Source organism: Pectobacterium parvum (assembly GCF_020971565.1).
Lineage (GTDB): Bacteria > Pseudomonadota > Gammaproteobacteria > Enterobacterales > Enterobacteriaceae > Pectobacterium > Pectobacterium polare.
The window spans coordinates 1,972,106-1,985,743 of record NZ_CP087392.1; the positions used below are offsets into that span (position 1 = coordinate 1,972,106).

At 47.2% G+C, this 13,638-nt stretch carries 16 protein-coding genes, 1 tRNA gene and 1 pseudogene; 11 read left to right on the forward strand and 7 right to left on the reverse strand.

Features of this window, described 5'->3' with window-relative positions:
* The first annotated feature begins 146 nt into the window (after positions 1-146).
* Entirely contained in the window at positions 147-560 is a 414-nt protein-coding gene (locus tag LOZ86_RS08870) for a CoA-binding protein (protein ID WP_039480225.1), read from the forward strand.
* Positions 561-642: 82 nt separating this feature from the next.
* On the opposite strand, the gene hspQ is transcribed toward LOZ86_RS08870, so the two are convergent.
* Complete coding sequence (gene hspQ, locus LOZ86_RS08875; RefSeq protein WP_039480229.1) at positions 643-951, reverse strand: heat shock protein HspQ; 309 nt, start codon at positions 949-951, stop codon at positions 643-645.
* Between the two features lie 224 nt (positions 952-1,175).
* Between hspQ and yccX the strand changes: the two genes are divergently transcribed.
* Complete coding sequence (gene yccX / locus LOZ86_RS08880) at positions 1,176-1,454, forward strand: acylphosphatase (RefSeq protein ID WP_039480232.1); 279 nt, start codon at positions 1,176-1,178, stop codon at positions 1,452-1,454.
* Between the two features lie 12 nt (positions 1,455-1,466).
* On the opposite strand, the gene tusE is transcribed toward yccX, so the two are convergent.
* Together tusE and yccA are read right to left on the reverse strand one after the other, a co-directional pair.
* Positions 1,467-1,796: a sulfurtransferase TusE gene (tusE, locus tag LOZ86_RS08885; RefSeq protein WP_039512636.1), complete on the reverse strand. Its 330-nt coding sequence runs from the start codon at positions 1,794-1,796 to the stop codon at positions 1,467-1,469.
* 109 nt (positions 1,797-1,905) lie between these two features.
* On the reverse strand, positions 1,906-2,565 hold the full coding sequence (gene yccA, locus LOZ86_RS08890; RefSeq protein ID WP_039480237.1) for an FtsH protease modulator YccA: 660 nt from the start codon (positions 2,563-2,565) through the stop codon (positions 1,906-1,908).
* Positions 2,566-2,853: 288 nt separating this feature from the next.
* On the opposite strand from yccA, the gene LOZ86_RS08895 reads away from it, so the two are divergent.
* Positions 2,854-2,941 (forward strand) — tRNA-Ser (locus tag LOZ86_RS08895).
* A gap of 510 nt (positions 2,942-3,451) precedes the next feature.
* On the opposite strand, the gene LOZ86_RS08900 is transcribed toward LOZ86_RS08895, so the two are convergent.
* The gene (locus LOZ86_RS08900) at positions 3,452-3,706 is read right to left on the reverse strand and encodes a biofilm/acid-resistance regulator YmgB/AriR (protein ID WP_039480240.1); all 255 of its coding nucleotides are present in this window, start codon (positions 3,704-3,706) and stop codon (positions 3,452-3,454) included.
* A 504-nt stretch (positions 3,707-4,210) separates the two neighbouring features.
* On the opposite strand from LOZ86_RS08900, the gene LOZ86_RS08905 reads away from it, so the two are divergent.
* From LOZ86_RS08905 to LOZ86_RS08920, 4 genes are all read left to right on the forward strand, one after another.
* A complete protein-coding gene (locus tag LOZ86_RS08905; protein ID WP_039480243.1) occupies positions 4,211-4,633 on the forward strand; it encodes an NUDIX hydrolase in 423 nt (140 codons plus the stop codon).
* A gap of 87 nt (positions 4,634-4,720) precedes the next feature.
* Positions 4,721-5,245 (forward strand): isochorismatase family protein, encoded by a 525-nt coding sequence (locus tag LOZ86_RS08910; RefSeq protein WP_039480246.1) that lies wholly within the window; start codon positions 4,721-4,723, stop codon positions 5,243-5,245.
* Positions 5,246-5,249: 4 nt separating this feature from the next.
* Positions 5,250-5,705 carry a GNAT family N-acetyltransferase gene (locus tag LOZ86_RS08915; RefSeq protein ID WP_230243089.1) on the forward strand — a complete coding sequence of 152 codons (456 nt, stop codon included), beginning with the start codon at positions 5,250-5,252 and terminating at the stop codon, positions 5,703-5,705.
* A gap of 164 nt (positions 5,706-5,869) precedes the next feature.
* Positions 5,870-6,298, forward strand: a complete 429-nt coding sequence (locus tag LOZ86_RS08920) for a universal stress protein (protein ID WP_039480252.1) — start codon at positions 5,870-5,872, stop codon at positions 6,296-6,298.
* Positions 6,299-6,353: 55 nt separating this feature from the next.
* Here the strand turns inward: LOZ86_RS08920 and LOZ86_RS08925 are convergent, their stop codons facing one another.
* Entirely contained in the window at positions 6,354-6,860 is a 507-nt protein-coding gene (locus LOZ86_RS08925) for a 2-thiouracil desulfurase family protein (protein WP_039480254.1), read from the reverse strand.
* Between the two features lie 83 nt (positions 6,861-6,943).
* Entirely contained in the window at positions 6,944-7,129 is a 186-nt protein-coding gene (locus tag LOZ86_RS08930) for a GhoT/OrtT family toxin (protein WP_005970574.1), read from the reverse strand.
* Positions 7,130-7,284: 155 nt separating this feature from the next.
* Between LOZ86_RS08930 and LOZ86_RS08935 the strand changes: the two genes are divergently transcribed.
* The 4 genes and pseudogenes from LOZ86_RS08935 to LOZ86_RS08950 all read left to right on the forward strand — a co-directional run bounded on the left by LOZ86_RS08935 (position 7,285) and on the right by LOZ86_RS08950 (position 12,105).
* Positions 7,285-7,575, forward strand: coding sequence for a hypothetical protein (locus LOZ86_RS08935; RefSeq protein WP_230243090.1), 291 nt, complete (start codon positions 7,285-7,287; stop codon positions 7,573-7,575).
* A gap of 167 nt (positions 7,576-7,742) precedes the next feature.
* Positions 7,743-8,024 carry a hypothetical protein gene (locus LOZ86_RS08940; RefSeq protein WP_039480258.1) on the forward strand — a complete coding sequence of 94 codons (282 nt, stop codon included), beginning with the start codon at positions 7,743-7,745 and terminating at the stop codon, positions 8,022-8,024.
* Between the two features lie 864 nt (positions 8,025-8,888).
* Complete coding sequence (locus tag LOZ86_RS08945) at positions 8,889-10,553, forward strand: methyl-accepting chemotaxis protein (protein WP_039480260.1); 1,665 nt, start codon at positions 8,889-8,891, stop codon at positions 10,551-10,553.
* Positions 10,554-10,774: 221 nt separating this feature from the next.
* Positions 10,775-12,105: pseudogene (locus LOZ86_RS08950) on the forward strand (IS4 family transposase).
* Between the two features lie 10 nt (positions 12,106-12,115).
* On the opposite strand, the gene LOZ86_RS08955 reads toward LOZ86_RS08950, so the two are convergent.
* Positions 12,116-13,627 (reverse strand): PepSY-associated TM helix domain-containing protein, encoded by a 1,512-nt coding sequence (locus LOZ86_RS08955; protein WP_230243092.1) that lies wholly within the window; start codon positions 13,625-13,627, stop codon positions 12,116-12,118.
* Between the last annotated feature and the right edge of the window lie 11 nt (positions 13,628-13,638).

Below are 13,638 nucleotides of genomic sequence, written 5' to 3' on the forward strand. Positions count from 1 at the left end.
AATGTGTCAAAGGTTTCAATTTGAAACAGGCTGTTATGGCATCTTTCGCGCTATAAGGCACAGATGGAGGTGATTTTAAGCTATTTCCTGCTATTGGTAGAATGTGAGATACACTGTAATCAATCACGCAAGAGAGGTTGAATAGTATGAATGACAGAGAGATTGAGTCTGTACTGACAACGGTAAAAATCATTGCGGTAGTGGGGGCCAGCGATAATCCGTCCCGCCCGAGCTATGGTGTGATGGCGTATTTGCTTAAGCAGGGCTACGAGGTTATCCCCGTTACTCCCAAACTGGCCGGCCAGACACTTTTAGGTCAAAAAGCGTATGCCAGCTTAGAGGACATTCCTAAACCGATTGATATGGTCGATGTTTTTCGCCAGCCGGAAGCGGCCTATGAGATTGCCAAAGAGGCCATCGCCATCGGCGCGACCGTTCTGTGGCTACAGATTGGCGTCATTAATGAGCAAGCCGCCATTTTAGCTCACGATGCCGGGCTAAAAGTCGTCATGGATCGCTGTCCAAAAATTGAAATCCCGCGGCTGGGGTTAGAGAAATAAGCTGCAGATAGTCGGCGATGCTGAATACCACAACATCGCCAATACTTGCCTTTGGTCGTCAGTATCTGCTTTTAGTGAACAACTAATGGCGCAGCTGTGGTGCGCGGCGTTGAATGACTTCGGCTAATTCGTTTAGCGAAGGGTGTTCATCCTCAGAAAGCTCTTCCTTTATCAACTGCGCTTCTGCCAGATAAGTATGGATCGGTTGGCCTTCGTCATCTTCCATCACAACGTAGTACCACGGTTCGGCGCGCGGCGTGTCATTGCCGCTAATTTCTTCCCAGGTGGGCGTGTCTAATGAGTATTCGGGATCGATATCAATAACGACCCCTGGAAATCCCAGTTGTCTATGACGAATCTGTTGTCCAAGACCGAATTTACAGATGATCATATAACCCCCTGGAAATAGATTACACTTTCTACTCGTTGCGGATGGCGTGGAGGAAAAGCAACCGCATCCGATAACGCCTTTTAGCGTATAGCGTTTTTTCAAATAATGTGTTCGTTGATGAATCGCAGGCTGAACACATTATTAACAGTATGGTGTAAATTTTTAGAAGATACAGGTCTGCTAATGAAATGTTGTGTGGTCACAGGCTGGAAAGGGGGAAGAAGATGGCAAAGATAGCGATGGCCGCCTATGTCTATGGCGTGGTCCAAGACGTTGGATTTCGTTACAGCACGCAGCATCAGGCTATGCAGCTTGGGCTAAATGGCTATGCACGCAATTGTGATGATGGCAGCGTGGAGGTGGTAGCAAGCGGCGAACCTCATGCGGTAGACGCATTGATTGAGTGGCTGAAGCAAGGAGGCCCAGGAAGCGCCAGAGTGGATAAGGTGCTTATTGAGCCACATGGTAAGACGGACTATGCCGATTTTATGATCCGCTACTGAAACGGGGGCGTGCTAGATGCATTTTACCGGTTTGGGTAAGCCAGCGATTTTGGTTGCCTGCTTGGCTGGCCCTTTCGGAAATAGTTTATACAGATAGCGGCTATTTCCTTTCTCCTCACCATACTTTTTCGCCATCGCCTTAACCAACATGCGTATCGCGGGTGACGTATTGAACTCCTGATAAAAATTCCGCACAAACCGGACGACTTCCCAATGCGGTTCTGTCAACACGATGCCTTCCTGTTCCGCTAACACGGGAGCCAATGCTTCGCTCCATTCGGTGCTGTCCATCAGGTAACCCTGCGCGTCAGTTGCGATTGTTCGCCCTTCAAACTCTAACATCTTCTCTCCGACTGCGATATCTCAGCCCGCAGTTTAACAAATATTGCCGTCTGCACCGGAATAAAAAAAGCCCCAGATGGGGCTTTCTCGGTGTGGCAATAGACGAGACTTAGTCGTTACGCATGATGCCCAGAATGCTCAACAAGCTAACGAAGATATTGTATATCGCGACATACAGGCTAACTGTCGCCCGGATGTAGTTGGTTTCGCCACCGTGAATGATGTTACTGGTTTCCCACAGGATGGCACCCGCAGAGAACAGAATAAACAGGGCACTGATTGCCAGATGCAGGGCCGGAATCTGCAAGAACAGATTGGCGATAACGGCAACAACCAGAACAACGAATCCTGCCATCATCATGCCAGACAGGAAGGACATATCCTTACGTGTCGTTAAGACATAGGCTGAACAGCAGAAGAACACCACCGCCGTGCCGCCCAGAGCCAGCATGACAATGTCGCCTGCGCCGGAGGAAATCAGCGAGCTTAAAATCGGGCCCAGCGTATAACCCATGAATCCGGTCAGTGCGAACGCCGCCAGAATACCCGCAGGGCTGTTAGCCAGCTTGTGCGTCAGGAACATCAGACCATAAAACCCAACCAGCATCAGAATTAAGCCAGGGGCAGGCAGATTAAATACGGTACTTGCCGTTGCGGTAACGGCGGAAAAACCCAGTGTCAGCGACAGCAGGAAATAAGTATTACGCAGCACTTTATGGGTGCTGAGTAGCGAGTTTTCACGGGTAGAGGAAACAACAATACGATCCATAGTCAGCGACTCTCTCTTCAGGGTGCTATTATCCAATGTCAAAGGATAAATAGTTGCAGGACGTTATTAAAGACGTTTTACCCTTCTTTACTCTGAAAGTTTTCATTTTTCGGAACAGCGTTCGTATTTTGCCCCGCTCGTCGTATTATACCGGAGATAAATTGCACTATTTTATTTGTTGCGTGGCGATTTTACGTCCAATTACGTTGTGTTAGACTATTTTTTAGGCGATTGAGCGCTGTGATGCTTTACAAGATCTCATACACTGTTTATAGTTCGCGTCATTGCGGAGGAGTGGCCGAGTGGTTGAAGGCACCGGTCTTGAAAACCGGCGACGCGAAAGTGTTCTAGAGTTCGAATCTCTACTCCTCCGCCAAAAAAATTCAACGGGTTAGCTTAGGCTAGCCCGTTTTCGTTTCTGCTATCCGAACCAGCTAGTGTTTTTACTTGCATCGCTGATGCGGCTGTTAGTCGTAACGACATTCATATTGAACCGGTGTGAGCGTGTATTGACGCTGCGATACGAATTTTTCCCTTACATAATTCATTCAGAAATGAATGTTAACGATTGGTAAAATAAATAGATGCCGCGCTCTTCGTCATTAATAAATCAATATACCCGTCATATTTCAAGTTGCATGTGCGTTGGCGACGTTCAGTCACTCGAATCACTTACTTGAGTAAGCTCATCGGGATTCCTTCGCTTGCCACCTTCCTGAAACTCGAATTATTTAGTATATAGCTGTTTGTCAGGAATAATAACGACATAAATATCTGTGCTACTTATCGTGGACATATCCATAGCCGGCTGTACGCGTTAAATAAAATGCTGGCTGAAAAAGTATAAATGTTACTGGAAAACGATAGAGTAGCGTCTGAACGTAGATTAAATCAGGAAGTCGTCCTGAGTTTTATAAACAATTAGTTCTAACAATGCTCGATATTTCTCCTGAAAAACGGCATTGGCTTCTGTTTCAATCTTGTGAATTAATTTAACAATGATGGCCTTGTTACTGATGGAATGGCCGGATTGAATGATCTCTTCCACAATGTTGCCGAGCATCTCCATGTCGCTAACCCGAGAGTAAAGGCCAAGAGCGTCAGATATCAGGAACTCATTTTGGGGCACCTCTAAATGCATTGCTTTTCCTCCCTTGCGTTGCGCGTTTTCTGACGTGATTAATGCACAGTCTTGCCAGACTGCAATGTCCGCCAGACATGAAGAAATGGTTAGTTAACTTTAGTCGATCATACGTATAAAACCAGTCAATAAGCTAAATAAACGCGGCGTGACCTGTCGATAATTCTGAACGAGAAAGGATGATGCCGATCGATGGTCAGGCGTATAAATATGAATTTATCGTTCCCCACCAATATTATGTGAGATGCACGACTTCAATAAGTTAAACATAACGAGAGGAAAAGAGGCAGGGAAAAACATTAACTGAACATAAAGACTATTAATGCATTTTGATTACATCCTATAAGATTTTGATCTGTACAGAAGATGACATTTTCCTGCGATACATGCTTTTTATCAATAAATGTCTTTTTGTCAAAAAAATTGTCCGTTTACCCCAAAGTGTCTCTTTATCAAAAATGTCTTTTTATCAAAAGAGTGCTGTAGTTTACCTGGAGCGTTGGCATGCAAAAGATCAGAGCAAAAGCAGTTTGTCTTTTCCGCAATAATGGCAAGATTCTGTTAGCAGAAGGGTATGACCCGATAAAAGATGAGCACTATGTGTTGCCGCTCGGTGGTGGCATCGATTTTGGCGAACTGTCGCAGGCTGCGGCGAAGAGGGAGGTTCAGGAGGAAATCAGTGCAGCGACCAAGGACTTTTCGCTATTGGGCGTTTCAGAGAATATTTTCTCCTACAATGGCAAGTTGGGCCATGAGATTGTCTTTGTTTATGAGGCTCGTTTTCAGGATGAGTCGCTTTATCAACAAGATATCATTCATGGTATAGAGACAAACGGTGTTCCGATCATTACCCGCTGGTTTGATATTGATTTGCTGCGCTCAGGGGAAATCAAGTTTTATCCTCATGGTATAGTGGACATGATCTAGCCGGAACTAAGGGTTGGGATGATGGCAGACTGTTACCTCCGTGATGATAATGCGTGCCGATGTTAAGCGTCGAAATAAGGAAAAAAGATGCAGGTTTTGATAGTGATTGATATGCAGAATGCGGTGTTTGCAACGCCAAGAGCGCGACAAGCGCAGACGGTTGAATTGATAAACCAGCTTTCAGCTGCCGCAGATCGGACGATTTTTATTCAGCATGAAGAAGACGGCATGTTGTCAGGCAGCGATGGGTGGCAGTTATTGCCTGAGTTGCACCAGCCTGAGGGCAGTTTGTCGATCACTAAAACGGCGTGCGACTCGTTTTATCGGACGCCGTTAGCCGATGTGCTGGCTGAGTTGAATGTTAGCCACCTGACGATTTGCGGATGCGCGACGGATTATTGCGTTGATGCAACCATTAAAAATGCAGCCAGTCGAGGCTATGCGTTGACAATTGCAGCTGATGCGCACACGACGGCCAATCGCGGCGAACTGAAAGCCGAACAGCTCATCACGCATTACAACGATGTGTGGCGGAATTTTATTATTCCGGGCAACACGATTACGGTAGAAACCACGGAGCACATCGTTGCTTCATGGAAGGTGAGTCGTTAGTTCCATGTTGAATATTATTTCTGTCAGAAATCGCCCCGAATACAAAGAGCAGGCGATCCATTATTTCCAACGCCACTGGGCATCAGATGAGACGTTGATGCTTTACGAAGACTGTATCAGCCACTGCATTGATGCGGAAAACCCATTGCCAGATTGGTATCTGCTGGAAAAGGACGGGCAGATTATTGGTGGTGCAGGGTTAATTACCAATGATTTCATCAGCCGCATGGATCTTTATCCTTGGCTGTGCGCGCTTTATGTTGAAGAAAACCATCGTGGCAAGGGTTATGCGGGGCAGTTGATTGAGCATCTTACTCAGGAAACTCGCCGTGCTGGTTTTTCTGCGCTGCATTTATGCACCGAGCTGATCGGTTTTTATGAACGGTATAGATTTCACTTTACTGGAATGGGCTATCACCCTTGGGGTGAATCGTCACGTATCTATTCACGATCGCTTTAAAGCATTCATCCGTGACCTAACGGCTCGATTTATGCGCCGATTGGGCTAAAAATTGCAGGCAACATGCGTAAAAGTGAACGGGATCATATTTTGCTGACGAGGGGCAGACTACGCTTCTTACATACTGACAGGTAATCAGTTATCCATGTAGGGGAGAGGTGATTATGTACACGAGCATCCTGGTGCCAGTAGATATAGAAGAAGATGAACTCACCAAACACGCGCTTACGCATGCAGTCCGGTTGGCTAAAATGTCGGGTGCCGCAATCCACCTCTTTCATTCCCTCCCAGATGCGTCGGCGTTTTTATCTGCTTATTCTTTTGGCATAAAAGAGTTTGAGAACGAAGCGGTGGTGAAAGCGAATGACAAGCTGAAATCACTGATGAAAACGATCGACCTTCCTGCATCGCGTTTGTCATGCAGCGTCAGCTTCGGATCGGCCAGAGACGAAGTGTTAGCGCTGGCGGAGGAGATTAATGCAGATTTAATTGTCATTGGTTCACGGAGACCGAATGTGAAAACCTATCTGCTTGGCTCAAATGCTGCCGCCATTGTTCGTCATGCGAAAATGTCGGTATTAGTTGTCCGTTAGTTTTTGCATAACGCTGCTGCTGCGTTTGGGTTTGTTTTCGGGGCAGCGGCGCATGCTATGCATTAGCATGGCGATCGCAATATTCAACACGTTCGATCAACCGCTCGATTTCGCGATCGGAAAATACTTCGATACCGTGATGACGCAGTAATTCAGCGGTGACGCCGCTGCCTGCTACTTGTGAACCATCAAAGCGCCCGCTGTATATGATGTGTGTACCACAGGATGGACTCCCTTCTGTCAGGAGAGCGAAGCGGCAGTTATTCTGTTGTGCCATTTGCAACGTTAGCCAAGCACCCAAAATATAACGCTCGGTTACATCGCCGCCAGTGGCTTCAACAACGTTGGCGCCAGCCTTGATGACCGAATGACCACCCGAAGCGGGAATAATCTCCGCAGAAGGCCTGGGTGTAGAGAAACCCGCAGCAAGTTCTGGGCAAAACGTAATCAGTCTCGCCTGTTGTCGCCACTGGGCAAGATACTCGCCGACAGATTTCTTTTCAGTACCGTTATAGCGAACGGGAAAACCAGACAGGCAGGCGCTGATCAGAATGTTACTCATCGTGGGGCATTCCCTCTAAAAGGTAAGCATAGGCGTGGCTGCATTGAGTCATCATGCTCATTGTCTGGAAGAGAAAGGCCGCTTCAAAAAATGGAAAACAGCAGGACAACGGGAAAACTCAACGGCCAGGTTAGCCCCACTATTAACGAGGCAAAGAATCGGATGAACAGGGATTTGTCTTTACTTAACAAGAATGTCACGATCAGGGAAACGACAAAGCCGATCATGTAGGTAAGTTTAATGAGTTCCCAGAGGGAGTGATGTGGCACGTTTGTTTCCTTTTATCCTCGAAGCGCCTGCATTTTATGTTGTTAATATTTTCTGATCAATTTTTTAACCCATAATGCGTCGTCGGGTGATATCGCTTTGCGGTGCGTATTTTATACTACAGTTATTATCCTCTGGTTAGAATGAGACCCTCGGTATGAAAACAACGCTGGCTGTTGCGATGGTATGTGCTGTGGCCCTGCTTTCTGTTTCTACGCCTAGTATGGCGAAAAACGTCCGAATTTCTGATGAGCAGATCAAAGAACAGATCATTCAGGAATCTATTTCGTCTTATTCTGGTAATTGTCCTTGCCCTTATAATTCAGTACGAAATGGCAGCAAGTGCGGTAAGCGTAGTGCATGGAGTCGGGCAGGAGGCTATTCGCCAATTTGTTACAAAGAGGATGTGACCCGGAAAATGATTGATGACTGGAGAATGAGAAATTGAAATACATAACATTCGACAGGGAAATAAAAATAGCAAAATAATAATCTCTTTGCTAAGAGATCAATTAAACTATTTCTGTGACAGAAATATTAAATTTTTATTTCAGTATGGACATTGTAGGCTAGCTGTCATAGCTTACTATTTTACCCCATGAGAAAGGTAATAAAATGAGTGAGATATCTAGCCTGTCCCTGAAGATTTCCCCAGAGCTGAAAGAAAAAATCAAAGCGGCTGCCCTGGAAAACGAAGTATCTATCAGTGCAGAAGTTAGTGCCCGGTTACTGAGGAGCTTTGATGAAAGCCATCAGGCTTCTGAACTGTCTTCTGAGTCGGTGGACAGCCAGGGGACAGAAGAAGTCGGTGCAGAAGTGCCGCTGACGCAGAAAGAGCTAAAGAAAGTCCGAGAATTGCTGAAAGGTAAATCTAAAGCGACTTCCAAGAAAAAGTAATGTTGGAATGTGACTTTGAATCTCAGATCGATTACAAAAAGTAAATAGCAAAATACGCACCCAGGCGTCTCGATAAAAGACATCTGGGTGCGTATTTTTGTTCAAAGCATTCTGCTTGTCATGTTGCTTGTATAGAAAGCAAAAATCACTAGAAAGTATGCGATCGCACCTTATTTGTTTAATCTCATCTATTCCCATTTCCCATGCGCGACATAATATAAATGTAGACAGTGTTTATTTAATTTTATAACGAATTGTTACCTTTTATTTTTGAATTTATTGTTACATCCTAAATGCAATATTTATCTTCTCTGAAAAAATACATATCTTATAAATAGATAGATTATAAAAAAATGATCGATTTAATAGATATTAATGTCATAAGTTAGAAAATATAAAGATTATCTACAAAAGGCCGATACCCCCCTTCGGCGTAAGGAAAAATTGTTCTGGTTTTTATTCACCCTTATTGCTGCTATTTAACCCTAATTTCAGTAGCGATAATGTTCCTGAGTTTTATGGGACATGGGGATGTAAGAAGCCACTCATGGTACGGGAACGTGCGGTGAAAGATGAGGTGTAAAGGATGACATTTTTTCCACTGCCAGTATGTGCAGATATCTGGCATCAAGCGCGGTATCTGGCTAGACCCATTCGACTGCATCGCGATGGGTGTGGTTTGATGAGCATACCTGACTACATATTTTTTATGTTTCTCACCAGGGCATATAAATAGTCTGTCCAGAGATGTGTGTTTTTTGTTATGAAAAAGGGTATTGGAGCTATCTGTATTTATTGAATAAATATTAATTTTTTAATTATATGTTTTTATACAGATAGAGAAAATTAATTAAGGAGATGTTAATGAATTTGTCCAAATGGCGTATAGGATATCGATTAGGGGCGGGGTTTTCTTTTTTGGTATTAATGCTTTTGGTAATTGGTAGTGTTGCCATCTCAAAGCTAAGTGATTTTCACGAAAAAATGGATGAGATTGTTTCGCAAAATTACCCACTCACCGTCAAAAGTAACAAGCTCATTGATGAGCTGAATAATTACCTCAATAACCAGCAGCTGCTTCTACTACTGAAATCAGAAAGCGAAATTAACAAACAGTTGGCGCTGAACAAAGAGCGTTCAGGAACGATATCTGAACTCATGGAGTATTTGAACCAATCGGTAAGCGACGATAAATCCGTTGCGATACTGCGTGATATTGGCGACATTCGCCGTGATTTCCTCGGCTCCGCGAATAAGCTCTCTTCACTGGTTTCGGCAGGAAATACCGACGCCGCTGCGGAAGAATACTTCAACGTAACGCGTGTTACTCAGGCGAAATACACCAGCAAAGTTCATGAGTTCATCGACGTACAGGATGACAAAATGTCATCCTCAGCGCGAGAGGTGGGTGACAGTTATAAAAACGCACTGATGGTTCTCGCCACGATCATTATCATCAGTGCGCTGGCCGGATTGATCATTGCTTCGTTGATTACCCGCAGCGTCACTCAGCCGATAAAGGAAGCGCTGGGGGTTGCCGAAAATGTCGCGAAAGGCGATCTGACTTCTGAAATTTACACCGATCGTAAAGATGAAACCGGCCAGCTGTTATCCGCCTTGAATAATATGAACAGCAGCTTAAGGCAGATTGTCAGCCAGGTACGTGACGGGGCAGAAACGATCTCCAGCGCTGCATCGCAAATTGCTGCGGGGAACCAGGATTTATCTGCCCGCACGGAAGAACAGGCCAGCTCGCTGGAAGAAACGGCGTCATCGATGGAACAATTGACGTCGACGATAAGAAATACCGCCGATAATACGACGCAGGCGACAGACCTTGCGGCTAGCGCGTCTGAAACCGTGAAAAAAAGCGGTATCATGATGGAAACAGTCACGCAGGAAATGCGCGGTATCCGTGATTCGTCACAGCGTATGGCGGAAATTATCGGCGTGATTGATGGCATTGCATTCCAAACTAACATTCTGGCGCTGAACGCGGCCGTTGAAGCGGCACGTGCCGGTGAACAGGGCAGAGGGTTTGCCGTTGTCGCCAGTGAGGTACGCGCGCTGGCTCAGCGAAGCGCTACGGCGGCAAAAGAAATCAAAGAACTTATCGATGACTCGTTCAAGAAAGTGCAGGATGGCATGGGGTTGGTAGAAAAAACCGGCGTCACGATGAACTCGTTGGTGACGAATGTGCAGGGCGTAACGGGAATCATCAGCGAAATTGCGCAGGCCAGCCGTGAGCAAAGTGATGGGATCAACCAAATCAACCTAGCCGTTGGACAGATTGATACAACGACCCAGCAAAATGCGGCGTTGGTTGAAGAATCTGCCGCCGCTGCGCTCTCTTTACAGGATCAGGCGAATAGCCTTGCGCGTACGGTTAGCGTATTTAATCTTGGGGCATCGTATAAAAGTGCAGCGTTAAATAGAAAAGTAGAAACGCCTGCGTTGGCTGCCCCTAAACATGGCCGTACAGAAAAAACAGCAGCCAAAGGTGAGTTAGCAGACTGGACCACGTTCTAACGTCTTGTCGTTAACTGGTATTGCTGATTGACCGCCATTGTGTGCACAAATTGTGTAGCACAATGGCGGTTTTTTATTGCCGTGTCGGGCAATGATGGCAGTACGAAAATCAGTGTTTAGCGATGGCCTGCTTAGGGTGTAATGCTGATCAGTTAAGGATCAGTTGAACGATCCAATAGCTGTGTAAGAATCCGGAAGTGTTCTTCATTTCCGGATTTTTTATGCGTATCTCTCAGGCCATCGACCTCGTTTCACGTTACGATTCGACCCGTAATCCTTTGACTTCTCTTGGCGACTTTCTTGACCCAGAACTTATTGCCCGTTGCCTTGCTGAGTCCGGCGTGGTCACCCTGCGTAAACGCCGTCTTCCTCTCGAAATGATGGTCTGGTGCGTTGTCGGCATGGCGCTTGAACGTAAGGAGCCGCTTCATCAGATTGTCAATCGGCTGGATATTATGCTGCCCGGTAACCGTCCCTTTGTTGCTCCCAGCGCGGTTATCCATACTGACAGCGGCTCGGAAGTGACGCCGTTCGACGGGTGTTCACGCACACCGCTCACTTGTGGCACAACGCTGTGGCGCATCCCCACTGGTGTGGATTGACGTTACTGGCGATGGATGGCGTCGTCTGGCGCACACAGGAAACACCTGAAAATGATACCGCCTTCCCGCGCCAGACTTACTGCGGCCAACCTGGCACCCTACCCGCAGGTCAAAATGGTCTGTCAGATGGAGCTGACCAGCCATCTGATAACCGCAGCAGCCTTCGGTACGATGAAAGACAGCGAATATACCCTACTGGCTGAGCAACTGATAGACCAGACCGCAGATAATACGCTGACGCTGCTCGATAAAGGGTATTACTCATTAGGGTTGCTGAATGCTTAAAGCGTGCGGGAGAACACCGACACTGGATGATACCGCTTAAGAAAGGTACCCGTTACGAGGAGGTCCGGAAACTGGGAAAAGGCGATCATCTGGTACAGTTGAAAACTACGCCACAATCCCGCAAAAAATGGCCGGGACTGAGTACAGAAGTGACAGCCCGATTACTGACCTATAGCCGTAAAGGAAAAATCTATCAGTTACTGACTTCGATGACTGATGGCATGCGTTATCCGGGAGGTGAAATGGTTGAGCTTTACAGTCACCGTTGGGAAATCGAGTTGGGTTACCGTGAAATCAAACAGACAATGCAACTGAGCAGACTGACACTGAGAAGCAAAAAACCGGAACTTGTGGAGCAGGAGTTATGGGGTGTGCTGCTGGCGTATAATCTCGTGAGATATCAGATGATTAAAATGGCCAGTCAACTGAAAGGTTACTGGCCAAATCAGCTGAGCTTCTCAGAATCCTGCGGGCTGGTCATGAGGATGTTGATGACGCTTCAGGGTGCATCGCCGGGTCGTATCCCTGAACTACTGCGAGATCTGGAGAGTATGGGACAGATGGTGAAGCTGCCGATAAGAAGAGAAAGAACCTTCCCGAGAGTGGTGAAAGAAAGGCCTTATAAATATCGAAAAGCGAAGAAAAACAGCCAGTCAGTTGCTTAACTGACTGGCATTACTGCTTAGGGTGATTCATATACCACCGAATAACATCAATGAGCAGGAAGATGAGCAGGCTGATCCCCATAACGGGCAAGCTTACGGCCAGTAGTAGCGTAATAAGCGCAATCAGCACGCGGTGAAAGACTGGGACCAGTAATAAGGCCGCGGTCAGCGTGTTGACCGGATTAGCGTCATGGCGAGATTTTGGACGACGTATCCACCACATCCGATAACTCCATACAATCATCGTGCAGAGCCCAAGACCAAATGCCGCGAGGATGAGCTGATTGGGTAAACCGAACAACACGCCCATGTGTGCATCCACTCCCCAGCGGGTGAGTTTGGCAGCAAGCGGGAAGGTGTTGAAATCGGTTTTGTCTATAATCTCCAGCGTATCTGGATTAACCGACACGGCATCAACCTGCGTTGGCCAGGAACGATCGATCTCACTGACGGTCCAGGCACGGTGCGGCTTGGTGGCAGGGCGGATTTCGATTTTATTGGCATCAATCCCAGCATGACGTGCGGCAGCCAGCACCTCATCAAATAACGCCGGTGAATAGGCTTCAGCATCCCCCATTGGCATTGACGCATGGTGTTCAGCATGTTCATCCGTAGCCATCGCCGCCATATCGTGACCGTGCATCATATCGTGATGAGACATCGGTGCGGGCAACTGCGTGTTCACCGATGGAGTCTGCCACCCTAGCGCGGTACGCGCGACAGAAATGTTGCTTCCCGCCCATTGCGACCAGGTTAACCCCGTTACGGAGAAAAAGAGCAAACCCAGCACAAGGGTCAGCCCCATCGTGGCGTGCCAGTGGCGCAGACGCTGCGTCTTTGCTGTCGTTGTCTGGCTATTCTTCAATTTCTGCCGTCTGGTCGCTGATGACAGGTGTCGGGTTGACCACCAGATAACAATGCCGCCCAGTGCCGCAACCCACAGCCAGGATGCTGCCAGCTCGCTGTAATTACGCCCGACATCGCCTAACAGCAGCCCGCGGTGCAGGTAATCAAGCCAGGTACGGAAGGGCAGAATGCCGCTGGTGCCGTAAACAATCTCACTGCCGCGATTTTCCAGCGAAACGGGATCGATGAAAACGGCGCGACTTTCTGATGGCCCCAATTCCGGCAAGGCAAACATGACGCGGGTGGTTTCCCCGGCGGCAGGTGCAGGACGTATCGCAAGTAATTTTGCATCCTGATGGTGAGCGAGCCCCGCCTGTGCAGCATGGATTTGATCCGCCAGAGAGTGCGTCGTCCCCTGACTTTCCGTGAAAAGCTGGTGTGAATACAGCCGATTTTCAATCTGCGGCGTAAGGACATATAGCGTCCCTGTGAGAGCGGCGACAAAAATAAAAGGACCGACAAAAATACCGATATAAAAATGAAGACGGATGAACAGGGCAACGATTGCAGCACGTGGCGATACGTTATCCATTGCGCGTTTATCCGACGCCGTTTCTCCGGCTGGGCGCGCGCCAGAGGCGGCAGCAGTGGCTGATGCCTGATTAGGGTGTGACATAGAACCCTCTG